General features: G+C 39.4%; 13 protein-coding genes. All 13 read right to left on the reverse strand.

Annotation, left to right across the window (positions count from 1 at the left end):
• Nucleotides 1–53: 53 nt before the first annotated feature.
• The 13 genes from C245_RS0104220 to hepC all read right to left on the reverse strand — a co-directional run bounded on the left by C245_RS0104220 (nucleotide 54) and on the right by hepC (nucleotide 24,988).
• Nucleotides 54–437 carry a DUF5367 family protein gene (locus C245_RS0104220; protein ID WP_157495774.1) on the reverse strand — a complete coding sequence of 128 codons (384 nt, stop codon included), beginning with the start codon at nucleotides 435–437 and terminating at the stop codon, nucleotides 54–56.
• 116 nt (nucleotides 438–553) lie between these two features.
• Nucleotides 554–1,381 carry an SDR family oxidoreductase gene (locus tag C245_RS0104225; protein ID WP_017495334.1) on the reverse strand — a complete coding sequence of 276 codons (828 nt, stop codon included), beginning with the start codon at nucleotides 1,379–1,381 and terminating at the stop codon, nucleotides 554–556.
• A 71-nt stretch (nucleotides 1,382–1,452) separates the two neighbouring features.
• A complete protein-coding gene (locus tag C245_RS0104230) occupies nucleotides 1,453–2,331 on the reverse strand; it encodes an AraC family transcriptional regulator (protein ID WP_017495335.1) in 879 nt (292 codons plus the stop codon).
• A 385-nt stretch (nucleotides 2,332–2,716) separates the two neighbouring features.
• Nucleotides 2,717–4,645: a glucosamine-6-phosphate deaminase gene (nagB, locus tag C245_RS0104235; protein WP_017495336.1), complete on the reverse strand. Its 1,929-nt coding sequence runs from the start codon at nucleotides 4,643–4,645 to the stop codon at nucleotides 2,717–2,719.
• A gap of 46 nt (nucleotides 4,646–4,691) precedes the next feature.
• Complete coding sequence (locus C245_RS0104240) at nucleotides 4,692–5,486, reverse strand: gluconate 5-dehydrogenase (RefSeq protein ID WP_017495337.1); 795 nt, start codon at nucleotides 5,484–5,486, stop codon at nucleotides 4,692–4,694.
• Between the two features lie 230 nt (nucleotides 5,487–5,716).
• Nucleotides 5,717–6,847 (reverse strand): DUF4861 family protein, encoded by a 1,131-nt coding sequence (locus tag C245_RS0104245; protein WP_198288038.1) that lies wholly within the window; start codon nucleotides 6,845–6,847, stop codon nucleotides 5,717–5,719.
• A gap of 253 nt (nucleotides 6,848–7,100) precedes the next feature.
• The gene (locus tag C245_RS0104250) at nucleotides 7,101–11,144 is read right to left on the reverse strand and encodes a two-component regulator propeller domain-containing protein (protein WP_017495339.1); all 4,044 of its coding nucleotides are present in this window, start codon (nucleotides 11,142–11,144) and stop codon (nucleotides 7,101–7,103) included.
• 92 nt (nucleotides 11,145–11,236) lie between these two features.
• Nucleotides 11,237–13,921 carry a DUF4962 domain-containing protein gene (locus C245_RS0104255; protein ID WP_035746161.1) on the reverse strand — a complete coding sequence of 895 codons (2,685 nt, stop codon included), beginning with the start codon at nucleotides 13,919–13,921 and terminating at the stop codon, nucleotides 11,237–11,239.
• A gap of 22 nt (nucleotides 13,922–13,943) precedes the next feature.
• Nucleotides 13,944–15,323, reverse strand: coding sequence for a sulfatase (locus C245_RS0104260; protein ID WP_017495341.1), 1,380 nt, complete (start codon nucleotides 15,321–15,323; stop codon nucleotides 13,944–13,946).
• Nucleotides 15,324–15,664: 341 nt separating this feature from the next.
• On the reverse strand, nucleotides 15,665–16,630 hold the full coding sequence (locus C245_RS0104265) for an ROK family protein (protein ID WP_017495342.1): 966 nt from the start codon (nucleotides 16,628–16,630) through the stop codon (nucleotides 15,665–15,667).
• 188 nt (nucleotides 16,631–16,818) lie between these two features.
• A complete protein-coding gene (locus tag C245_RS0104270) occupies nucleotides 16,819–18,705 on the reverse strand; it encodes a RagB/SusD family nutrient uptake outer membrane protein (protein WP_017495343.1) in 1,887 nt (628 codons plus the stop codon).
• Nucleotides 18,706–18,721: 16 nt separating this feature from the next.
• The gene (locus C245_RS0104275) at nucleotides 18,722–21,874 is read right to left on the reverse strand and encodes a TonB-dependent receptor (RefSeq protein ID WP_026109861.1); all 3,153 of its coding nucleotides are present in this window, start codon (nucleotides 21,872–21,874) and stop codon (nucleotides 18,722–18,724) included.
• Nucleotides 21,875–23,005: 1,131 nt separating this feature from the next.
• Nucleotides 23,006–24,988, reverse strand: a complete 1,983-nt coding sequence (hepC, locus tag C245_RS0104285) for a heparin-sulfate lyase HepC (protein WP_017495346.1) — start codon at nucleotides 24,986–24,988, stop codon at nucleotides 23,006–23,008.
• Nucleotides 24,989–25,023: the final 35 nt, after the last annotated feature.

The following is a 25,023-nucleotide window of genomic DNA, read 5'->3' on the forward strand; positions in this document are numbered from 1 at the left end:
CTTGTCTGTTAACGACAAGCTTTCTTTTTTTATCTTTTTATGAAAATTGTTGATTAGGAGGTTTTTATCTTTCTATGCCAATACCAGTAAACGGAAAAAGTGTTTATAACAGCCAGTGTCCATAAAATTGGACTGGTGAAAAAGCTCTCATAACTTCGTCCTTCGGGAATTTCAACAAAAGGAACGGTTATCAAAACGTCCAAAAATAATGCTGTTCCCGACATTAATACGCCAAGTGCAAAACCATTGATGTTGTATTTTTTCTGATAATAGAATTTTGCGGCAACGATGGCATAAAAAACAATAAGTACCATAACGATTAATGCTTGTATCCAAAAGAAATTTTTTAGAAGAGCAATATTCCCCAAAAGATAAAAGGAAATACTGACGCACAACCAAACGATACAACCGGAAAGTATTCCTCTGCTATATTTCATAATCTTATATCAATTTTATTTATATTTTAGTCCAATGTTTTCCGATATAATACCGATGTAATATGAAAATAGTACAATGCAATTGGACTATATTGAATATACAATCGGTATTAGTTTTAGGAGTTCCAGATTTCGGTCTTGGCAGTCTCTTTCGCGTAGACGGAAAAATCCTTTGCTTTTCTGCCCAAAATGTTTTCTATATCCGAGGTAATACTGGAATTTCTACCGTCTAAAACCTGTTCAAAAAGATAGTTGATGAGCCAAATATGATCTTCCGGAACCTGATATTCCTGCAAAAGCTGATTGTATTCTTCTAACGATAGTCCCTTAAAGGTAATATTTCGACCACTGGCTTCGGCAATTTCATTTACGGCTTGTTGGAACGTCAATAACCTTGGACCGGTTAATTCATAAGTTTGTCCGTTGTGTTTGTCTTCTAAAAGAGCGGCAGTAACCACGTCGGCAATATCATCAGCATCGGTAAAAGGTTCCAGTGCTTCTGCTCTTGGTAAGGCCACTATTCCGGCTAATATCGGATCTAAAAAGAAACTTTCGCTAAAGTTCTGATTGAACCAGCTGGCACGAATAATGGTCCAGTTTTTGGCAGCCGATTTAACGATTTCCTCGCAAAGCTGTGCTTCTTTTTCGCCTCTTCCCGAAAGTAAAACCATCTTCTGTACTCCCAATTTTGTGGCAAGACCAGTAAAATTCTGAATCGTTTTTACCGCTGAAGGAATGGCCAGGTCGGGTTGAAAAGTAATATAAACTGTATCGATTCCCTGTAGAACAGTGGGCCAGGTTTCCTGTTTTTCCCAATCGAAAGGTAGTTTTTCATTTCGGGAACCCAAACGAACTTCAATACCTTCAATTTGTTCTAATCTTTCGGCTACTCTGCGTCCTGTTTTTCCATTGGAACCCAGAACTAAAATTTTTGTATTTTTCATATCAGTATTTTTTAAAGGATTACTGATACAAAGGTGTTTAGATTAAAACGGATTCATTTGTCGTAAAAGAATTATGATTTGTTTGAAAAGAATTGCTGCCGAACTTCATTTGGACGCATACCAAATTTTTTATGAAAGGTATTCGAAAACGAACTCAGACTGTCATAACCCACCTCCCAGGCCGATTCCTGAACTGTTTTTTCGTTGTCACGCAACAATTCGTAAGCCTTGTGCAGTCTTTCTTCCTGAACGAATTTGAAAACAGGAATGCCAAAAAGTTCTTTAAAATTCTTTTTTAGTTTGTTACTGTTCAAGCCTACCATTTGCGATAATTGTGTGATCGATGGTGGTTTTGAATAGCTGTTGGTTACAATTTCTTTTGCTTTGAAAAGTTTGTTTTTATCAATTTCCGAAAGATCAATTTTGGTACCTGTTGCGAGCAACGCATAAAAGTGAGCCAAAAGTTCGTTGACCTGGCTTCTTAAAAACAGTAATCTCGTATTGCCGGTGTAGGTGGTATTGAAAATCTTTTGAACCGCGACCTGCATCTCTAAAGTCATATAAAAGGAAGGTCCTTGCACAAAATGTTCCTGCGGATTTAATAATTCAGGAAGGTAATTTTCAAAAATTTCTTTCTCGGCCTGAGGCAGAGAATGTAAATGTTTTGGTTTGGTGAAGATGCTGATGGACTGTAGCGGTTTATCTGGTTCTATTTTATGAGAGAACTCTACCTTTTGATTGCCAAAAAAACAAATGGCGAGTCCGGTTGTATTGGTCAGATATTTAGTCTGATTGTTGTGTTTGATTTCCAGTTCAACATTTCCGGAACCATAAAAGGCAAAGCCAACAGCATCTCCGTCGATTTCACATTGCTGTATGAAAGTCTTAGAGGTATTCGATTGTTCAATTAAAACAATAAAATCATTTAATTCTATAATGTCTGTTGTCATTGGTTTTTAATAGGTTTGACTCGAAATTGTCTGAAAAGTTACCAATTATTTTTAATATGTGCCATTCCTACGGAATTCAATTGTTGTGATATCATTTTATTCAACGGATTAAAATCCGTTGTTACAATATCGTTCGTTCCTCCGGAACTTTAGGGCGAGAGCCATTGGCTCGACCAATATTGTAGGGATGGATTTTAATCCATCCAAATAATAAATTGGTTCCGAATGTTTGAATTCCGTAGGAATGGTACCTATTAAAAGGATCCGTATTTCTGAAAAATCAAAAAACCTTCTCAAAATAATCTGAGAAGGCTTCTTTTTAAATGGACGATTTTATAATCGATCCATTTTTGAACAAAATAAAGGTATGATTTGAATTAGTAAGCTAAAATTCCCAGCGTACAAAGGCTTCCATTGCGGCGTAACGTGACAAACCTAACTGATTGTACAATTGGGCTGTTTCGCTGTTTCGGTCTTCGGCTCTTTGCCAAAATTCTCTGGTATCGGTACCCTGAAAAACAACACCGTCTTTTTGCGACTGATGTTTGAAAATTCCGTGACGTTTTGCCAATACCTGATCGGGACTCATTGGTACGGCCATTTCAACCTCATCGATTCCCCATTCCTGCCAGGCACCTCGGTAGAGCCACACCCAGCAATCGTTCATAAAAGGTTTTGGCTTTAGTGTTTTTACAGCTTCAAAGATCGCATCCAGACATACTTTGTGCGTTCCGTGCGGATCGGCTAAATCTCCTGCTGCATAGATTTGATGCGGTTTGATTTTTTCGATTAAATCCATGGTCAGTTGGATATCCTCACTGCCCAAAGGCTTTTTTTCAATGGCTCCAGTTTCGTAAAAAGGAAGTTCCATAAAATGAATCTGTTCTTCCGGTAAACCTACAAATTGACTGGTAGCACGTGCTTCTCCTTTTCGGATCAATCCTTTTAAATAGCGAACTTCCGGAATATCAATTTCACTGGCTTTTTTGTTTTTTAAAAAGTGTTCCGCTTTTTTGCAGATGGTTTCAGCTTCGATACTTTGTATTTTAAATTTGTCATTGTAATCACAGACAAATTTGGCAAATCTCAGGGCTTCATCGTCGGCAACGGCAATATTTCCGGAAGTTTGATAGGCCACATGTACCTCGTGTCCCTGTTCCTGCAAACGCATAAAAGTTCCGCCCATACTGATAATATCATCGTCAGGATGCGGACTAAAAAGCAATACTTTTTTTCGGACTGGTTCTGCTCTTTCCGGGCGATTTGTATCGTCAGCATTTGGTTTACCTCCGGGCCAACCCGTGATAGTATTTTGAAGTTTATTGAAAATCCTGATGTTAATGTCGTATGCCGGACCTGAATCGGCCAGTAAATCGCTCATCCCGTTTTCAATATAGTCGGCATCGGTAAGCATCAAAATTGGTTTCTTTAAATCGAGTGCCAGTCCTAAAACCGCTTTTCGAATCAGTTTATCGGTCCAGATGATTTTTTCAACCAGCCAGGGTCTGTTGATACGCGTTAGTTTTGAGGATGCTTCTTTGTCCAGTACAAAAACAACCTGGTTGTGTTCCTGTAAAAACGAAGCGGGAATTTGATTGGTCACTTCTCCTTCAACCGATTTTTTTATGATATTGGATTTTCCTTCTCCCCAGGCCATTAGAATGACCTGCTTAGCTTCCATTATTTTTTTAACTCCAAGTGTAATGGCGGTCCTTGGTGTATTGCTAAGACCGGAAAAATCTCCGCTGGCTGCTACTCTGGTAATGTGATCTAAAGCCACTAAACGCGTTTTTGAGTTTTGTAGCGATCCCGATTCGTTAAATCCAATATGACCGTTTCCGCCGATTCCAAGAATTTGCAGATCGATTCCGCCCAAAGCTTCGATTTTAGCTTCATACTCGTGACAGTAATCCGCGATTTCTTCTTTGGATAGTTGTCCGTTGGGAATGTGGTAGTTTTCGGGTAAGATGTCTATTTGATCCAATAACAATTCTTTCATAAATCGAACATAACTGTTAACAGAATCCGGTTCCATCGGATAGTATTCGTCGAGATTGAAAGTAATTACGTTTTTGAAACTTAAGCCTTCTTCTTTGTGCAAACGAACCAGTTCGGTATACAATCCTTTTGGAGAAGAGCCGGTTGCCAAGCCTAATACACAAGATTCGTTGTTTTTTTGTTTGGATTGAATAAGTGCTGCAATTTGCTGAGCGACTGCTTTAGAGGCTTCGGTTGAATTTTCGAAAACAACTGTATCGATGTTTTCAAATCGCTTTTCGAAACCCGTTGCTTTATCAATGTTACTTTTTATCATTTTAGTTTAGTTTTGACCTTTTAAGATAGTATCCAAAAGGAAAGTATTAGTCTTCGTTTGAAGGTTTTCCTATTGTTGCCAATATTCCACCGTCAACATACACGATATGACCGTTTACAAAGTCACTTGCTTTTGAACTTAAAAAGATGGCGGCTCCCTGTAAATCGTCCGGATCTCCCCAACGACCTGCGGGAGTTCTTCCCATAATAAATTCATTAAATGGATGTCCGTTTACTCTGATAGGTGCTGTTTGACTTGTGGCAAAATAGCCAGGACCAATTCCGTTGGTCTGAATATTAAATTTAGCCCATTCGGTGGCCATATTTTTGGTCAGCATTTTTAGTCCGCCTTTTGCAGAAGCGTAAGCGCTTACAGAGTCTCTTCCCAGTTCGCTCATCATTGAACACATGTTGATGATTTTTCCTCCTCCGCGTGTGATCATACCTTTTGCCACATTTTTTGAAACAATAAAAGGACCGGTCAGATCTACTTTTACTACCGCTTCAAAGTCTGCAACTTCCATTTCTATGATTGGAGTTCTTTTGATAATTCCGGCATTGTTGATTAAAATATCGATAGGGCCTACTTTGGCCTCAATTTTGCTGATGGCCGCAATTACGGCAGCTTCGTCTGTTACATCAAACAAGTATCCGAAGGCCTCAATTCCTTCTGATTTGTATTCAGCAATCGCATTATCAACTGCTTGTTGTGAGGAATGATCGTTTACTACAATTTTTGCTCCTGCATGTCCCAGTCCTTTGGCCATTGCCATTCCTAAACCATGAACGCCTCCTGTAATGAGTGCTGTTTTTCCGGTTAAATCAAATAAGTTAATTGACATTTTTGTTTGTTTTTGGTTATTAGTAATTTTAATTTGTTTTTATTTCGTTGAAGGCCTTTATTTTTAACACATTCATCACTTTAAAATATCTGCCACAGATTACACCGATTAAAGGGATTTAATATTTTGATTCTGCCACAGATTTGCCGATTAGAGGAGTTAATCCATAAAATCATTCGAATCTGTGGCTATAAAAGATGCGCGCTATGAATTATGATTTCGTTTTACTGCTATTTTACACTGACTGTTAATGGATTTTTAAGCTCTTCATTAAAATGATCGAGGTAATTGAACCATTGTCTGGCCGAAGTAATTTTTCCAGCCTTGTCCCAGGCTGCGCCAGTATAGTAGACAAGAGGTTCATTATTTCTGACAGTGGTTTTGGTGAGTAATTGTTCTTTGTTTACCCACATGGCATTTGCCGGAGTTGTTAATATGGAACCAACTCCCGTAGTACCATCTTTATCAAAAGCGGGTTCCCAATACCCCATTATGCCTTGCTGTTCGTTTAAAGAAAGAACACCGGCTTTTTCCCGTCTAATAATTCCAACAACTACTGGCAGTGGATTTTTATCATCAAATGTGTAAATATTCTCCATTCGGTTGAGCTGTGAACCGGCATCTATAGAAATGATTTTTGTGGCTTTGACGGGTATTCCACCGGCATTCCAGAGGTCATATGTCAGTTGAAAAGTGGTGCGGAGAGGTCCATTGTCTAAAATTTTCCATTGGTGGTAATTGCCCGAATATCGAATGGTATCTTTTACGTACGGAGCCATATTTCCTGCACCTAAAGTGTGTCCTACGTGATAATAATCCAATCCGTCGCCATGATCGATATGATAGTCGTTGCGTTTGTAGCGATCGTTTAGGACGAGTTTATCGGTTCGTTTTACCCAAACATCATAACCGTAAGCGTCACCTTCAGTTTTTTCAAGAGCCTTTCCATAGGCTCGGAAGGCAATTTTATCATTTTCCCAGGCAAAATCGTCCAGACGTTCCGGTACATAACGAGCATAGGTTTTGACAGCAAAAGGTTCTGGTTTTCCTTTTTGAATGGAAAGATTCAGAATTGCTTTTGCTTTTACATCAATTTGTACCAGTAGATTTTGAACGGCAATATTTCCGCGATGTTCTAACTGAAACGGAATTTGCTTTTTGGTGAGGGTGTTCAATACGACAAAGTTAGCTGTGTCAATTTGCGGACAGGAGGAAAGTACCGATTTCCAGGGGATGGCTACAACCGTTTCTTTACGATCTATGATCGAATTATTGTGAACGGTTACTGTTGCTTTTGTTTGCGCAATTGTAGTGATCGGCAAAATGAAAGTCAGTATAAAAAGGAGTTTCATTATTTTCATAAAGGGCATTTTAATTTTAAACGTTATATGGATGTTATTTTTTTCAATAAAACAGTTCCGTTAAGGCATAGTTCGAGCCTTCCTGTTCCAAAATGACTGTTTCATCTGGACAGGATTCTGATTTTCAAAACTGAAATCCGGGATTGTTTTGAGGCTTTTTTAAAAACCTTGTTTTAGCTGATGTCTAACACAATAGTATCAGAATTTTATAAAGATTGTTTTTTGCATGGTATAGTAGTTTGTGTAGTTTGAATTATTCTTTTGTATCGTCGATTTTTGCTAAATACTCACTTGGCATACAGCCATAATGCTGCTTAAAGGCTGTAGAAAAATAAGAAGGAGAGTTGAATCCGCACATATAAGTGATTTGTGCAATCGTATAGCGTTTGCTCTGCATCAATTCGACCGCTTTTTTAAATCGGATTCGTTTGATAAAATCCATAGCCGATTCTCCGGTAATGGCTTTTAATTTTAAATACAGATTCGATCGGCTCATGCCAATTTCTCTGCTAAACTGATCTACTGAAAATTCAGAATTGGCCAAATGATCTTCAACGATGCGAATGGCCTGTTTTAGAAACTCCTCATCCAGTGTATTAAAAGCAATATTTTCCGGAACCATTTCTTTTCCGACTGCATAATATTCTTTCAGTCTTTTGCGGGAGCGCAACAGATTGGTGATTTTCGCTGCCAGTAAAGGTGTCGAAAATGGTTTGGTAATATAATCATCGGCACCCATTTCGAGTCCTTTTATCTGCTGGCTGGTTTCGGTTCTTGCTGTTAAAAGCATCAACGGAATGTGCGAAGTATTAATGTTTTGTTTGACGCGTTTGCAAAAGTGTAAACCATCCAGTTCGGGCATCATCACGTCGCTGATGATCAGATCATAAGGCTGGATTTCCAGAAGTTCCAATGCCATTTGTCCGTTATGAGCTACGGTGACTTCGTATATTTTACTGAAATAATCCTGTAGATAATCTAAAATCTCTTTGTTGTCGTCGACGATTAAAAGCTTAACAGGTTGATTTTTTTCGATGATTTCATTTTCTTCCGGCAGTAAAGCATCTTCATTTTCAAGATCGTTGTCGGACAGGATTGCGAGGTCATAAGCAGATTCTTCCACATGCTGATCGTTTTGGTAAATCGCATCCGAAATAGGAATGGTAACAGTAAAACTGCTTCCTTCCTGCATTTTACTTTCGGCAGTAATATCACCATGATGCAATTCGACCAGACGTTTGGTAAAGGCCAAACCAACACCGGAACCCAAATTCATTTCGCGATTGTTTACCTGATAGAAACGGTCGAAAACTTTTGATAAATCTTCCGTACTAATTCCGACTCCCGTGTCAGCGACTTTTATTTGTACCGTATCTTTTTTCTGTACTAGTGTGACAGCAATACTTTGCCCGGTTTTAGTATATTTAAAAGCATTGGATAAAAGATTGAAGAGGATTTTTTCCATAGCATCTTTGTCAAAATAAAATGACAATTGTGGCTCTTCAGAATGATAGGTATAGTGAATGCTGTTTTTCTCTGAAAGCGGTTTGAAAGACTCAAAAATCTCCTGCGTGAAACTTACAATATCGCCTTTGCCTACTTTTAATTGTCGCGTGCCCATTTCGGTTTTTCGAAACTCAAAAAGTTGATCGACCAAATTATAGAGTCTTTTGGCATTGATAAACATTAATTCATGTTTCTTTTTGGAAACTTTATCGGTAAACGGCATTTTTAAAAGTTCTTCGAGGGGTGCTAAGATCAGGGTTAAAGGAGTTCTTAGTTCATGAGAAACATTGGTAAAGAAATCCATTTTAACCTGATTGATATAGTTTACACGTTCTTTATCGATGCGTTCCAATTTTAATTGCTGAACGGCTTTTATTCTTTCTTTTATAATTTTAAAACCAATATAGGCTGCCGTACCAATGATGGTGAGCAATAGCAAAGAAAACCAGATGGTTTTATACCAGGGCGGAAGTATAATAACTTTTAAGTTTCGAACAGCACTCATTTCTCCGTTTGGTCCAACGGCTTTGATCTGGAAGTTGTAGTTTCCTGCAGATAAGTTGCTGTAACTTACTTTAAGCTCATCTGTTCGCTGCCAGTCTTTGTCGATTCCTTCCAGTTTGTAGTAGTAATAAGTTCGATTGGAAGAAATATAATTAAACGTATTAAAGAAGATGCTGAACTGTTTGTATTCAGGTCCAATTTCTAATTCATCGGTTTGGTCAATATGTCCTTCGAGTATGTCGGTATCATCTCCGGCAGCAACCGTTTTGTTTAATACTTCTAAAGCGGTAAAACTTAATTTTAAAGGAAGCGGCTGCTGCTTTACAATCGTAGGATAGAAATAGGAAAGTCCTTTGATTCCGCCGAAAAGCAGCATACCATCTTTGGCTTTGCAAAAGGCATAATCGTTAAATTGTTTGTTCTGCAGACCATCGCTTTCGTCAAAAGTCTGTACAGAACCTTTGTCGGGATTAAATTTGATTAAGCCGCTGTTGGTCGAAATCCATAAATTTCCTTCGTCGTCCGGAAGGATACCGTAAATGTTTTCTTTAACAAAATCTTTTCGGGCTTTACTATTTTTGAAGGATTCCTGAGTTTCATCGTACAACCGTAATCCTTCACGGGTACCAATCCAGATTCGGTGTTTTGGATCTTCGGTTATGCAATTTATGATATCATCGCTTAATTTGCCTCGACCGATAGTGGCAAACAGATTAGTGTCCGGATAAAAAAGCGTGACACCATTAGTCGTTCCAATCCAGATTCGGTGTTTGCTGTCTTCAAAAAGAAAAGTAATATCATCTGATGCCAGACGTTTTCCGGCTTTGTCTAAATGAAGGTGTGTAAACGATTTGGTTTCCGGATGAAACTGGTCCAATCCCGATCGTGTACCTACCCAGATACGCCCCTTAGAGTCTTTCAATAAGCTGTAAACCAAATCTCCTGCGATCGAGTTGGGATTGTTTTCGTCATGGCGAAAACGTTGTGCAAAACCGGTATTCGGGTTGAGTACATTTAATCCGCCGTTGTGGGTACCAATTAATACATTCCCGTTAGCATCAAATTCTATGGCTTTGATATTGTTCGAACTTAAGCTGTTGGCGTTGTTCTCACTGTTCGAAAAATAGCTGATAGTATTGGCATTTTTGTTCCAATAATTCAAGCCTTTGTCATTGCTTCCAATCCAGAAGTTGCCTTTTGAATCTTGTTTGATTGCGCCAATTACCTCATCATTCAAAGAAGGTTTTCCGGAGTTTTGGCTTAATAAGTTGAATTTAATATCGTTTTTATGATAGTAATTTATGCCTCCGTAATACGTTCCCAGCCAGATTCCGTTTTGCTTGTCTTTAAAGAAACAGCGAACAGAGTTTTGACTGATGGTGTAAGGCTGTGCTATTTGATGGTAATAATTACTGAAAGAGTTGGTTTTAGGATTAAAAATGGTGAGTCCTTTAAAAGTGCCGAGCCAGATATTTCCTTCGGTATCTTTTCCAATACATCTGATGTTATTATCTGCAATACTCTTGGTTCCGGCGGTGTGGAGCAGAGAAGAGGTCTGACCATTTTCGTCATTGTAGCAAATTAGACCTGCTCCTTCGGTGGCCACCCACAGCTTTTTACCATCGATATAAACCGCATTGATATACGGCTTTTTAGTGCCTAAATTAATTTTTGTAAGCTGATGTGAGTTGGGATTTAGTTTAAACAGACCAACATCTGTTCCCAGAATTATTTGTTTTTGCCAAACGCCGATGTAGGCAATTTTTTTGATTTCGTGCGAAGAAGCATTAAATCGGATGGATGAAAAATTCTGTTCTTCAGGGTTCAGCACAAAAACTTCTCCGGTAATCGAGGTCGCCCAAATTCTATGTGCAGGGTCTTCCGTGATCGACGAGATGTACCATTCGCCAATAGTTCGCGGAAGCTTGTAATTGGTGAAGCTGTCGGTACTGTAATTGTAAACACTAATTCCCTGATTACCGCCCACCCATAATTGCCCTTTATGATCGGTAAACAGACTTCGGATGTAGTACGATTGCAAACTGTTTTTGACATTCTTTACGGGACGATACACTTTAAAACCTTTACTGTCATAACGATTTAGTCCGTCCTGAGTTCCTATCCAGATAAACCCCAGAGTATCCTGTTCAATAGCAAAAACGGAACTTTGCGACAAGCCTTTATCAACCGAAATCGTACGGAAGTATCGATCCTGTACCTGAGCCTGACTTTTAACGGCAAAAAGGATAAGATAGAAAAGCACAGCTAGGGCAATCGTTTTCTTCATGAAAGTTTCAATTTTAATGGTTTGGTTTGTGTTTAATAGGTTATCGGTAATTTAACTCTAAATTTAAAGAAAAAGCAAACGTCCTTTTGTTTTTAATTTTTGTCGTACTTGGCTACATCCGGTAATTCGTCAACAGCTTCCTGTTTGTTTAGCTCAGTACCGTTCATTTCAAGCAATACAGAACTTCCCGCAATTTTTGGTGAAAAAGTTTTACCTTCAAATGTAATGGGTAAACTTCCATAACTAAATAATGATTTTGCAGTTTTTCCGGTAACTTGTAAAGCAGCCGGTTTTTCGCCGTCTAATTGTACTTGTATGTCCCAGTCGCCAATCTGAAAATGCGACAAGAAGCTATTGTTTGATAGCGTTTTTATAATTTCTGTTTTGCCGTCTTTTATTTGTATGATGGTTAAATATCTGAATTTTTGTCTGGCTTCAGAAGTGATTCCGGCATGCCATTGGTCTTTAAAATCTTTGATTTGACCTTCGTCGTTGGTTACTTTATTCCAGTTGACAGCCGCTTCGTAAAATTGATGGTGTACAGCCATTTTTAGTGGACTATTAGCAAAAACACTGGTGTTTACATTTCCTAAATCGGTTTTTACGATGAAGTTTTGCTGTTTGGCATTCGCCGAATTTTGCCCTTCAATGGTATAATACGGACAATGAAACTGAGTAGTCCATTTTACCGGAGTTTTAGCTTCCAGTTCGTCGTATAAAACAATATACCCGCCTTCAAGCTGCAGCATATGTCTGCGGTACAAGGTCACACCAGATTCTCCGTAACCGTTTGCTTTATTCGGTACTACATTAATTTGTTTGAATCTGTTGAGCCAGAAATCACTTTTAATGTCGCCATAAGCATTGCTGGCATCTCCTAAAGCGTATTGGATGCGTTGACCGGAAATCGCTCTCGGAATCCATCCGTAACCTTCTTCTCCAATTTTTTGGTTCAGACTGTCGGCTAAAATGGTGTTGTATGCTTTAGAAGATCTGTAATCTAAAAGATTGTGTTTGTCGCTGAAATTACTGTAATATCCTGTTCCGCCAAAGAGAACTTTCCCTTTATAATTAATCGTAAAAGCATTTTGCGAAGCGTGACCGTGTCCCGAAGAACCAAACGGACTGCTGAACAAATAACTGCTCAGGGTTGTATTGGCTTTGGTCAGATCTTCGTGCATGGCTACAACGCCCACATCGGCAAATTTTCGAGTTTTAGGGAGTTTTTCGGGCGAGGTTACAGGTAAGTTTCTATCGGGTTTGTAGTTTAATAATCTAAAGAATAAAAAATCATCGGTACCGTGATAATAGGCCGGATAGTCTCTTTTGATTTCACCAACATACCAGTTCAGATAAGGATCATTCATACGGTAGGTCAAAGCATCGGCAAACCAGGCTTCGCCTTTTACGATGTACGGAATGTTTTCCCACATGTCGCCAATGGCAGTACTTGCCGCACCGTTTGGATGGGTGTATAGCATGTAGTACGGAAGATTTTGCATCCATGGTAATTTAAAATAATCGACCCCGCTAAAGTCACCAAACATTTGAGACAGGTAAATAATCGATTTAAAGTTGACTCTGAAATAGCCGTTTCCTTCATGCCAGCCACCATCAGTAGTGCCCAAGACCGGAAAACGTGCCGACCAGACTTCGTACATATAGGTGAGCCATTCTTTGGCTTCGGGTACATCGTTTATTACCGCTACAGTTGCGATGGCAAGGTTACGCAAGGTGATTTGCCAAACGTGATTGTCGCTTACATGCAGCTCAAAACGATTGGGCAAATGGTCGTAAACTCTTTTGGCTCTGATCGTGATGATGTTTTTTAAGGTTTCTTTTTCCTGCGGCGTTAAAAAATCATAACCGCTATCGTAGAACCAGCCCAGGGCTTCTAGTACGGCACCACTTGTAAAATCATCTCCTGTTGCCAGGCCGTCAGGATTCATGTTGGCAAGGTTTAAAGCTCTGCGTTTGGCATCCAAAATAAAACGTTTGTCTTTGGTGAGCTGATAGGCGATGCATAAATTGCGAACCGGGTTTCCAACAGCATCTCCAAAACCATGATACATTCGTTCGATAATAATTTTCTTTTCTAACGGATTTTTGCCTGTGGTATCAATGACTCTTTGCGGTTTTTCTGTTGGAAGAGGTGCCAGCATTAGTTTTTCTGCGAAAGCAATAAATTTTTTGGCTTCCGGATTGTTCAGATTGTTGCGGTAAAAAGCCTCGCCTATGCGGTTCATATCCCATAAAAGAGGATGTGCACCTTCATTTCGTTTAAGGACTTCGCTAATGGGAGGAGCTACCTTTTGCGCAGCATATTTGGCATCAATCACAAAATCGTAAACAGGCGACCAGGTCCATTGATTGCTGCCTTTTAAGGCATAACCGTATTTCCAATACCATTTTCCGGCTTTTAAGGCCTGATGTAACGGATAGACCGCCCAACGTTGTTCGGTACTGGTGAACGGGTTTTTGGTGAAGTTTTTATCGCTTGCGAGCATCACTTTGTAGCGTACATTGCCAATATTTGGATCTTCCGGAATATCACTTCCGCTTTCCATTGGGGTTACCATTCTTTTTCCATTGGTCCCCGGCCAAAGCAGGGCAGGAGCATTGGTAGGTACCGTTATTCCGTTTACAGGATAAGGCCATTCACGTACTCTTGAATGTAATTTTTCGGCGGTGAGTTTTATAGTTGCCTGGGATTGTTGACTGAAAACAGGCAACATGATAAGGGATGTCGCTAATGTGACTATTTTTTTCTGAATCATATTATTTTTTCTTTAGGCAAGTTTATAATCCGGATTGAAAAGAATCTCCATTTGCGCTGCACCATTTTTTTAAATAACGGCGCATGGCAATTAGTTCTTTTTTATAGGCCTTGTTTACTGCCAGATTGGTGATTTCTCCCGGATCTGTGCTGAGATCGAAAAGCTGTTCTTTTAAATCGCCTTTGTTGTAAACGATGTATTTGAGATTTTGAGTAATTACAGCGCGTCCGCTAATGTTTAAAAGTTCTTCGTTATCGGCAAAATCGGTTTCGATAACCAGAGTATCCCGCAGGTTTTCTGATGGATTGGTTATTCTTTTACTGAGGTCAATTCCTTTCAAATAAGTTGGTTTTTGTATTCCGGTGAAGCCACAAATGGTCGGGATAATGTCGGTACCATTGCAAACCAGAAGATCGTCGGTACGGGGTTTCCATTCGCCTATTTTCGAAATGATAAAAGGTATTTTGGCGGATTCTTCATATAGTATCTGTTTTTGGTTCCAACTGTGGCCTGCATATCCGTCACCATGATCTGCTGTAAAAATGATAATGGTGTTTTTTTCGATGTTGTATTTTTTCAAAGAGGCGAGTACCATTTCGATGTAACCGTCTACTTTTTCAACTAAGCGATTGTAGGCCCAGCGGTATTGACGCCATTGATCTGCAGTCCAGTTTACAGAAGGGTAGGTTCTGAAACTTACTTTTTGCTGATCACGGACAATTTCAGGTTCGTACTGGGGGATTTTCCAATTGGCGGGCAATTGCGGACACTGATCGACCGGTGGTACTTTTTCTAATACATCCATTTTCAGATCTTCATGACGAGCCCACTCGCAAATGTCATGGGGATTTAAAAAGGAGGCCACCAAAAGAAATGGGGTGTTTTTATTTTCCTTAATGAAACGAGCACAAAAGGAAGGTGTCGCCGCATCGTTGTAATCCTGAAAACTGGTGTTTTCGATATACTCAAAACCATGCTGACTTTTCTTGGCAGTGGGAACCGGAAGGTGCCATTTGCCAACATAGCCGGTTTTGTATCCTCCGTTTTGGAAAATTTTCCCCATCATTAGTAAATCGTCAGGCCATTGACCGTCTTTTTCGGGAGCGTTGCCTACGAAGCCGGTTTCAAAAGGCATTTTTCCACTCATGAGGGCGGTGCGTGACGGAGTACATAAAGGCTGAGCACAATAGGCTTTGGTAAAACGGATTCCATTTTGCGCGAGCTTGTCCATTGCTGGGGTATGAAGATCTTTGTTTCCTGCAATACTCATCGCATCGGCAGTTTGCTGATCGGTCATGATGATCAGGATATTGGGGCGTGCAGCGGTTTGGGCATTGCCGGAAAAAGGAATAGCCAGTATTCCCAACAAACAAACAAATCCTATGACTTTTTGAAATATCATATCGGCCTGATTTTAATAGATTACGTTTTGCCTTTTAAATTCTTAAATGCAAAAACGAAGTTAATCATCAGGCTTTAATTTGGGTTTTGAATTTGTTCAAAATGCTATTAATTTTAGTTAAAACCTTTAATAATGGGCAATTAGTGAGGTGATTCTTAAAAATATTTGCTCGCAGAGAGGCGAAGCTGCAGAGTTTTTTGCCACGGATTAAATGGATTAAAGTGATGAGTTGTTGGTGTGGATTTGCTCGCAGAGACGCAAAGCCGCAAAGTTTTTTATGCAGTGCGTTTAGACAATCTACTAAGATCTTTGCGATTTTGCGACTTCGCGAGCATATTCTTTTAGTTCGTGCTGTATTTCAAATCTTTAAATTTCTGGAAAGCATTGGCACAGGCTCCCAGTAATCCGGCTTTGTTGCCTAAATCTGCTGCTACGATGCTGGTATGCGCAAAGGCAACCGGAATAGCAAAGGTTTTAACTCTTTGGGTTAGTTCGTCAATATAAAACTGACCAGCTTCGCTGATACCACCTCCAATAATTACTTTTTCCGGACTGAAGATGTTGACAAAATTAACAATTCCGGCAGCCAGGTAATCAAAATGATGCTCCATGGTTTTTATCGCATGATTTTCTCCGGCAAGGTATTTATCGATGATGGTTTTGCCGTCAATATTTTCATCTACGGCAGGATTTTGTGACTGATAGTACTTGATTAAAGCGGTTACGGAAGCGTAGGTTTCCAGGCAGCCTCGTCCACCGCAATTACAGGCGATACCATTTTGCTGAATTACGGTATGGCCCAGTTCGCCACCGCGATTTTTGAAACCGCTATACAAGCCTTTATTAATCATAATGGCACCGCCAATGCCTGTACCAATCGTTAGAAAAACAGCATCGGTACTGTCTTTGGCTGCTCCGTAAATCAATTCGGCAAGCCCCATTAAGTTGGCATCATTATCAATTACCACATGATGTCCAGTTAGATCCTTTAGAATTTTTCCTAAGGGCAATTGGTCAAAACCGGGTAAGTTTACACCGCCGCCAATGATCACATCATTTTCAATCAGACCCGGAAAACCAATTCCGATACCCACAATGGGTTCTTTTAACTGATCGGTACATTGTGTGATGGCATCGACCATTAAGCGGATGATCTCTTTTTCGGTACGGGCTTCTTTTAAGGATACTATAAACGAAAATAAAATTTCTCCGAGTTCATTCACAACACCACATTTCAGTGAAGTACCACCAATGTCGATCCCAATTGCGTAGGATTTTGACAGTTGTGTATCATTTTTGGTAACCATATTGTTCTTTATTTTTAGTAGTTTTCTTTTCTGTTACAAACAATTAATGCAGAACAAAGTCCTGCATTAACGGTTATAAACTTATTCATTTCTAAATAATGTTGCATCATTTATTTTTAATAATTTGAGTTTTTCAAAATAAACCTCATCATTTAGTGGGGTGTGCATGATTTTTAAATACTATTTGCCTAGTACTTTGGATTCTGACGTGTGATGTTTTTGTTTACGTCTGTTTCATTTTGTGGATAAGGGTACAATTCATGTTTTCCGGCCACAAAATTGGTAATTGCCGGGAAGAAATAAGTCGATCGGATTTGTTTGACCGCGGTACTTGTTTCGATCAGTTTATCTCCTAAGATTCCCCATCGGATCAAGTCGGCTCTTCGCATTCCTTCGCCCGAAAGTTCCCAGGCTCTTTCCTGCTGAACGGCTTTTAGGAAATTGTCTTTGTTCAGACCGGTTGCTAAACTCATTTCGGCTGTAGTGGGTTTGGTCAAGAGTCTTGCGGTTGCGGTTGCTCCGGTACCTTTCCCGTCTGTACTGGTAATGGTTACGGTAGGAACAGAGGTATAACCATCGCCGGAACGCAGCATTCCAATGGTATTGATTCCTCCGGCCGAAAGGGTGATTACTGCCGCCGCCGCATCAGTACCGCCGCCACCTGTGATTTGTATTAAAACATTGGCTGCATTGGTATATCCGGTTCCTTTTGTTTTTATGTCAACCGCAATTCGGCTTCCCTGTATGTCAGCACCAAAGGCTCTTTTACGAACCTGATTGATGGCGTCGTAAGCAATAGTATTAGGGCCCTCGTTTAGTTCATTTTCTACCTCAGCACGCATCAAAAGCAAATCGGAATAACGCATGATGACCCAATTGATGTGTGTGTAAACACGTTCTGCGGTTGCATTGGTCTGGTATTCTCTGCTCCATTTACCAACCGTCCATCTTTCGTCCTGATTGGTGGTTAAAAGCGGAAGTTTGTTTCCCAAATTGTTGATGGAGTAGGTGGCAATCGAAAAATCCCTGCGCTGATCGGCCGCATTAAAACTATTGTAAAATGGTTTTGGAACTAAACATCTCGAAATGTTGGATGGATAGAAACCAGCTGCTGTTGCCGGACCGTTGAAGTTTCCTACCCAGGAGGCATTTCCTATGTTTCCTGACGGATTGTAGAAAGCAACCTGAAAAATATTCTCGGTAGGTTCTAATACATGCTGACACTGGTTTTTAAATACTTTAGCATAAGATGGGTTTAGCTTATACGGATTTTGAGCTATAACATCGTTAATCTGTTGCTGTGCCAGTTTGTAATAGTCTTTGTAGTTTGAAGGACGTTTCATCGTTCCGTCTGCACCTAAAGAGTATCCTCCGGCAAAAAGGGCTACTCTGGCCAGCATGGCTTTGGCTCCCCATTTGTTGATACGTTCGTCTGTAGGCAGCTGTTCCGGAAGGAGAAGTGAGGCTTCGGTCATGTCTTTGATGATCTGGGTATAAATTTCCTGACGGTCTACAAGTGCTCCTTTCAGATTATCGCCGGATTGAGAACTTTTTGTTTTAAAAGGCACGTCTCCCCATAAACGTACAAGTTCGGAATAATAAAAACCGCGGAGGAATTTTGCTTCGCCAAGGTAGCGGTTCAGCTGTTCTTTTTGGGCTGTGTTGCCGTTTGAAAAGAGCTCCATTTGCGGAATTCTTTCGATCACTACATTGGCTCTGTCTATTCCTTCGTACAATTTACTCCAAGTGGTGTAAAACATATTCGTTTGAGAAATTCCCTGATAGTGTGCTATGGTTCTCCAGTCGTCGGCACCAATTCCGGTCATTTGTTCAATATCGGTATCGGCATCAAAAACTAAGGAAATGTTCCAGCCATAACTGTCCATTGACGACATGGATTCATAAACGCCAAGGATGGCCATATTGGCTTCGTTTGCATCAGAGAAAAAGTTAGCAGTGGTGAAATAAGAATAGGGGGTAACTTCCAGTTCTTTGTCGCAGGAATTAAGCGGTAATAAGAGGCAGGCAATACCGGCTGCTATAAGTGTTTTGCGGGAAAATATATTGTTTTTCATCTTTGTAAACTTTAAATTATAGCGAAATATTTAATCCTGTGATAAACGATTTACTTCTAGGGTAAGCACTAAAATCGACTCCGCGGGTTATGGCATTGTTGAGTACGCTTACTTCAGGATCATAGCCTGAATATTTGGTGAATACGTACAGATTGTAAGCCGTAAAATAAATTCTCAAATTTGAGATTTTAGATTTTTTAAGCCATTCTTTTGGCAAGGTGTACCCCAGACTAATATTGTTGATTCTTAAAAACGAACCGTCCTCAATAATATCGCTGTACAAACGTCCGGTAGTGTTTCCGTTAAAGGCCGGATTCGTTTTGCCAGCGTTAAGGGCAGTCAGTTCGGCGGGATCGGTAACACGTTGCCCTGCTGCGTTAATGGTTGTCCATCTGTCAGCATAGATCGCTACGGTGTTTAAATTGTCGAGATTAAGTCTTGAGTTGTTTAGAACGTTGGCATTATAGATATCATTTCCTACCGTAAAATCAAGGAATACACTCAAATCAATTCCTTTGTAGCTAAAGGTATTGTTAAGACCTCCTGTATATTTAGGATTGGCATCTCCAATGGCAGTTCGGTCTAAATCATTAATTACGCCATCCGGTGTACCATTAGGACCACTGATGTCTTTAAATTTGATAAAGCCAGGCTGTGCAACGATATTGTCGCTTACTACCCCCGGTTTAAGGGTGTAGGTACTAGTTGTGGTATTATAATCAAAATCGTTTACCTGATACAATCCGTCTCTTACATAACCGTACATGACGCCCACCGGTTTTCCAACCTGCAAAATGTAGTCGTTCCGATCGGTATAACTGTTGGTGATCAACGAATTTTCGCCTTCACTCAAACTTAGTACTTTAGTTTTGTTAAAAGCAATGTTGAAAGTTGTGCTCCAGTTAAAACTATTGGTTTTTACGTTTACCGTGTTCAGTGTAAATTCTATACCGCGATTGGAGGTAGCTCCGATGTTTTGAAATTGTTTTTTGAAACCTGAACTTGCAGGTACACGGGTGTTGTACAGTAAATCCTTAGAACGGTTTTCGTATAATTCTGTGGTAAGCGCGATTCTTTGTTTGAAAAAACCAATGTCAAAACCAATATTCGTCGATTTTGTAGCCTCCCATTTTAAAAAGGGATTTGGAAGATTGTTCTGAAATGCCGTGATATTCATCTGATTGTTCAAAGGATATGATCCTGAATTAAAAATACCCAAAGCGGCATAATTGGCAATTCTGTTATTTCCGGCTTCACCATAACTCAAACGAAGTTTTAAGTCTGAAAACGCAGGTAATTTATCCATAAAAGGTTCTTCGATAATTCTCCAGGCAGCCGAAACAGAAGGGAAGTAGCCCCATTGGTTTTCTGTCCCGAATTTAGAAGACCCGTCTGCTCTTAAAGTGGCAGTCAGCAAGTACTTGTTTTTGTACGAGTAGTTGGCTCTTCCAAAAAAAGATAATATTTTGTCATCTTCTGCGTAGGTTGTCGGAATTCCGGCAATGGTACCCAGTTGCAATTTATCCCACCCCAGATTAACGTCAGGAAAAGCGGTTGCCGAAGCCGTAATTCCTTCTGCATAATTGTAAATGTACTCTTGTCCGAGAGAGGCATCAAATTTATGTTTTTTATTAAAAGTCTTACTATACGTTAGAACGTTATTGTAATTTAATCGGGTGCCAATATTGTGCGTCACCCCGCCATTGGCACCACCGCTTCTGATGGCTTGTATACCTCTGGAATCGTTAAAATATTTGCTCTTCATGCTGTTGTCGGTATAACTGATTAATCCGCGATAGATTAAGCTTGGCGTTATGTAGTATTGCAGCTGTAAACTCATGTTGATGGCTCTGGTAATGGCCTCTCTTTTTTGACTGTCGATGGTAATCAAAGGACTCTGGAAGGTTGGAGAATCCTGATTGTCCAACGGATCTACGGTTAAGGTTTTAAGATCTTCATCAGATCCTGTTTTTCCGATGGTAGGTCGGTATTGCAATAAATTTTGCAGCATGCTCAAACGTGCATTTCCACCATCGTTTGTTGATAATCCGGTTACTTTTTGACTGGAGTAATTTACAATTGCGGTAACCGTAACCTTTTTACTGATGGAATTGGTTACGTTTAGTTTTGCGATATTTTTTACCGATTCGCTTCCCAGCATAATTCCCTGATCGTTATTCACCGAGTAGAAAGCATTGTATTTGGTATCATTTTCACCACCGCTGATGCTTAGCTTGTGGTATTGACTTTCCACAGCATTTCCAAAAACCTCATCCTGCCAGTTGATACCTGGTCTGTCTTTGTAAAGGCCTTCAAGCTGATCATAAGTTCCAAAAGCACTCACAAACTTCTGCATTCTGGCATCATCAGTTGCTGATTCATAAAGTAATTGGGTGTATTGGTAAGGATTCATCACCGGAATTGTTTTGGCGATAGTCTTAATCCCGGCATAAGTATCATAACTTAAAGTGAGTTTTCCTCCCTTTGCTTTTTTGGTTGTCACTAAAACTACTCCGTTGGCCCCTTGTGCACCATAGATAGAAGTCGAAGAGGCATCTTTTAAAACGTCGATAGATTCAATATCCATCGGATCTAAAAAGCTTAATCCTCCGGTTTGGGCTACACCGTCAACGACATACAAAGGTTCGTTACTTTGGGTAATCGAAGTTCCGCCTCTAATTCTAAGGGAAGGTTCAGATCCAGGTGTACCGTCAGACATGGTCACCTGCATACCGGCAATACGGCCTTGTAATGCCTGTGCCACATTTTGAACCGGAATTTTAGCGAGTTCCTGTCCCTTAACGGAAGAGATAGCTCCCGTAAGATCTTTTCTCGCTTTGGTTCCGTACCCTACTACAACAACCTCATCCAGATTATTGGCGTCATCGAGTAATTTAGTATTGATAAGCGTTCTGTTTTTAACAGGTTCTTCTTTAGTTTTAGTTCCGATGAACGAAAAAACTAAAATAGCATTTGATTTTACCTTAATTTGATAATCACCGTCCATAGCAGTAACAGTGGTATTTTTGGTTCCTTTTTCAGAAACAGTTGCTCCCGGCATAGGCATATTCTGAGCATCGGTTACCACACCTTTGACGGTGATAATATCCTGCCCATACATCACTTTGCAGGCGGTAAGCAGCAAAAATAAAAATAGAGTCCTTTTCATAATTTTTTTTAAATCGGAATAAGGGTAACCTTACTTCCTAAATTGATGTTGTATAAGTTGATATCTGGTCTTGCTGCAAAATGAGAAATCACTCTTCTGAATCATTTATCTTCTTCTTATTGCTTGACCGAAATTCCGAATTACTGTTGTAATAAGTTTGAGATCGACTGCCGTTTGACACTATTGTTTAACCAATCGCTTCATTATTCTTAATGGACGAAAATTATAACAATTTATTAACTGAGGAAATTCGCAGAGGAATTTTCCGCCTGACAATTAAAAATGGATTCTGTAGTTGCTGGTTCATTTTTTTGGAATTGGTCATGTTTTTTTTGATTTAATAAAAACAAATATATAAATCGACTATAGAGGACAGTTTTGAAAATGTCCAAATTGCTATTGATTTTGATTAATTGTGCTTTTAAAACTCTTTAAAATCCTTGTGTAATCAGGGTTTTATGGCATTTTTGAGGTTCTGTTTTCAGTATAAAAGTGTTGTTTTTACTGCACTGTTCCTTGATCATTTGTGTTGGGCAAAAGTTAAATTAAAGGCAATAACAGATTAACGAAAACGATGTAATTTTTACAGAATATAGGAGGGAAGTAAAGTAGTTTGCTTTCTCTTTTTCAGATAAAACTGATAAAAGTATTGTGAGCATTTATTTTTTGAATAGGAATTGGACGATAGATTCATCGTTATTTAGAAATTGATGGGGAATTTAATCGGAAGCTTTATTTGTTTGTGAAATAGATGCCGCTCCGCTGGAGCTTTATGGTCGCGTGGTTATTAAACGTTATAAATATTTTGCTCCTCTGGAGCTTTACCTATCGTGCGATTATAAAATTGTTATAAATATTTTACTTCTGTGGAACTGTTTTTTTCTGGTTAGATTAATGGAGGTGCATTTAAGATAAAGTCCCAGAGGGATTTCATATTTATAAAAAAAACAATGTCTTATAGGTTAGAACCCCATCGGGGTGGCAGATTATGACGGATGAAATAGGAATGAAAAAACAGATAAAAAAGTGGGGAAGAAGGAATTATCCGGTAATTAGTAGGTCCCAAAAAAAAGGCGCCTAAAATTTAGACGCCTTTACAATACATAATATTTTGAAAGGAATTAGAAAAGCTTAATCATTCAGATTTGTTTTTACCTCACTTTTTTTACCATCAATTTGTAAACTCATATCAATAATTCCTTTTTCGAAATCATTAGCCTTATTCATCTTAATACTGATCTCCGGAGCTTTAGTTCCATCATATGGATAAACTACCGTAATAAAACTTTGTGCTGCAGCAGTAGTTTTCGGCTTTTCAAAAACAAAAGCAGGGCGTGCAATTTCTTTGGCGTACTGATAGGAAACTTTGCCGTCTTCTTCATTTAATGTCACTTTATCGGTATTTAAAGATTGTATCAAAAGATTGTTGCCGTCTTCGTAAGTGGTTGTAACGCTATTGTTCATTTTATTGAAAACGGGTTTGCTGTCTTCTTTTAATTGAAAGTGAACTCCTAAGTTTCCGGTAGCTTTCCCAATTGCTTTATCAAGAATTAAAAAGTACTTCTGATCTATAAAAAGAATGGTACGCTGGTGGTTTAAGTCAGTATAACTAGGATTGGTATAGGTTAATTGATCTAAGTTTTTAGAGGTACTCCATTTGTTTTCTTTGGCTTTGGTAATGATCATGTTCTGATTGTCAAGTGTCAACGTGCTGTGTACTCTGGTTTGACGGTACCAATTTCTCATTTTGGTTACCTCAGCATCACCACTGTAAATGTAGCAACCTGTATCTGGTGTAAAATTGCGTCCTTTTACCCAAAGTTCAAACGTACCGTTGTCCGGCTGTGCATGGAATTCGGCCGGAGGACCCGCTTTAACAATCATGACGGTTGATTTATCGTTCCATCCGTTTCTAAAAGCGTAAAAACCGCCGTCTGATAAGCCATGGGATTCATAATTGGGCAATTGTCCTTCGGCACCAGCCGTACCTAAATATTTCAAGAGCCCGTTTTCAGGAAACATTTTTGACCAGTTTAGAAATTGTTTTATTCTGCCATTTTTATCAAAAGTCCAGGAGTCGCCAAACATCGGTGTACTGTAATCGGGAAACGAGATATTGGCTGTTGCGACCATCATTTTTTCGATTGTTTTGGAATAGGTTTCCGGAAATTCTTTTGCTACACCCGCCATTTTAGCCGAGTTGTAGGCTTTTAAAAAGATTTCGATACAGGCAACATGATAAATTGGTGAAAGCTCCCATTGTACACCGTCAGGGAGTACTTGTAATTTTATTTCGCGATTGAGTATTTCGATGCCGCTTTTACGCCATTCTTCTGCTGCTTTGAGTTCCGGGAAAAAGGCTCCTGCACTCAGGATACGTTGTGCTTCAAACAATAAATGATTGCCTTCTTTACTATAATTCTTAGGAATATAAGCCGTCTGTTTCGAAAAACTGTTTAAGAATTCCATCAAAAAAGCGGGTGTAAAATTCGATGAAACTACAAACAGGTTGAAGGTTCCCGGAAGGCTCTGTATACGCTCTGATACTTCTAACGGACGCCAGGCAAATTGGTCATTTTCTTTCGAACGCCCTAAAACATTTTTTCTCTCCCAATCACGAAACTGGGAAACCCATTCTTTGGCATATTTTTCATCGCCGCTGCTTCTGTAGGCCATTCCCATAGGTTGCCACCAGGTTACACGATGCAGCTGCCAGCGTACTTCATTGTCTTTTACAGGCCAATAATCCCAGTTAATATCGGTTCCGTAATCAAAATAACCATAGCCTTTATGAGGCTGAAACTGATGCAACAAAGCATTGTCAGCTTTTAACTGATTGGTTTTTCCGATATCTTTTCCTCTAAATCGGGTTTCATCGCCCACATTAAAATCAGGGTTTTTGATTTTTCTTCGCTCGCGGTAATAATTGAGCAACGCTCTGGCAGCTTCGTCATATTTACCGGAAGTAAACAGCTGATTTACATTCTCTAAACCCGGATAGTTAAGGTTGACAACATCAAAACTTTCTTTTGTCAGTTGTTTTTCCTGCGCATGAGTAAAATAAGCGGTGGTAAATAGGAGGAGTAAGGTTATTGTTTTTTTAAGGTTTTTCATTAGTAGTAGTTATTGTTTTTTAAAATTTAGTTGAT

This window comes from Flavobacterium sp. WG21 (assembly GCF_000335775.1).
GTDB lineage: Bacteria > Bacteroidota > Bacteroidia > Flavobacteriales > Flavobacteriaceae > Flavobacterium > Flavobacterium tructae.

What these genes read in the sequence shown, in the direction of transcription:
- C245_RS0104270 (WP_017495343.1), bottom strand. Translation starts at nt 18,705, where the DNA reads ATGAAAAACAATATATTTTCCCGCAAAACACTTATAGCAGCCGGTATT.
- hepC (WP_017495346.1), bottom strand. Translation starts at nt 24,988, where the DNA reads ATGAAAAACCTTAAAAAAACAATAACCTTACTCCTCCTATTTACCACC.
- C245_RS0104275 (WP_026109861.1), bottom strand. Translation starts at nt 21,874, where the DNA reads ATGAAAAGGACTCTATTTTTATTTTTGCTGCTTACCGCCTGCAAAGTG.
- C245_RS0104240 (WP_017495337.1), bottom strand. Translation starts at nt 5,486, where the DNA reads ATGTCAATTAACTTATTTGATTTAACCGGAAAAACAGCACTCATTACA.
- C245_RS0104265 (WP_017495342.1), bottom strand. Translation starts at nt 16,630, where the DNA reads ATGGTTACCAAAAATGATACACAACTGTCAAAATCCTACGCAATTGGG.
- C245_RS0104260 (WP_017495341.1), bottom strand. Translation starts at nt 15,323, where the DNA reads ATGATATTTCAAAAAGTCATAGGATTTGTTTGTTTGTTGGGAATACTG.
- C245_RS0104255 (WP_035746161.1), bottom strand. Translation starts at nt 13,921, where the DNA reads ATGATTCAGAAAAAAATAGTCACATTAGCGACATCCCTTATCATGTTG.
- C245_RS0104220 (WP_157495774.1), bottom strand. Translation starts at nt 437, where the DNA reads ATGAAATATAGCAGAGGAATACTTTCCGGTTGTATCGTTTGGTTGTGC.
- C245_RS0104230 (WP_017495335.1), bottom strand. Translation starts at nt 2,331, where the DNA reads ATGACAACAGACATTATAGAATTAAATGATTTTATTGTTTTAATTGAA.
- C245_RS0104245 (WP_198288038.1), bottom strand. Translation starts at nt 6,847, where the DNA reads ATGAAAATAATGAAACTCCTTTTTATACTGACTTTCATTTTGCCGATC.
- C245_RS0104250 (WP_017495339.1), bottom strand. Translation starts at nt 11,144, where the DNA reads ATGAAGAAAACGATTGCCCTAGCTGTGCTTTTCTATCTTATCCTTTTT.
- nagB (WP_017495336.1), bottom strand. Translation starts at nt 4,645, where the DNA reads ATGATAAAAAGTAACATTGATAAAGCAACGGGTTTCGAAAAGCGATTT.
- C245_RS0104225 (WP_017495334.1), bottom strand. Translation starts at nt 1,381, where the DNA reads ATGAAAAATACAAAAATTTTAGTTCTGGGTTCCAATGGAAAAACAGGA.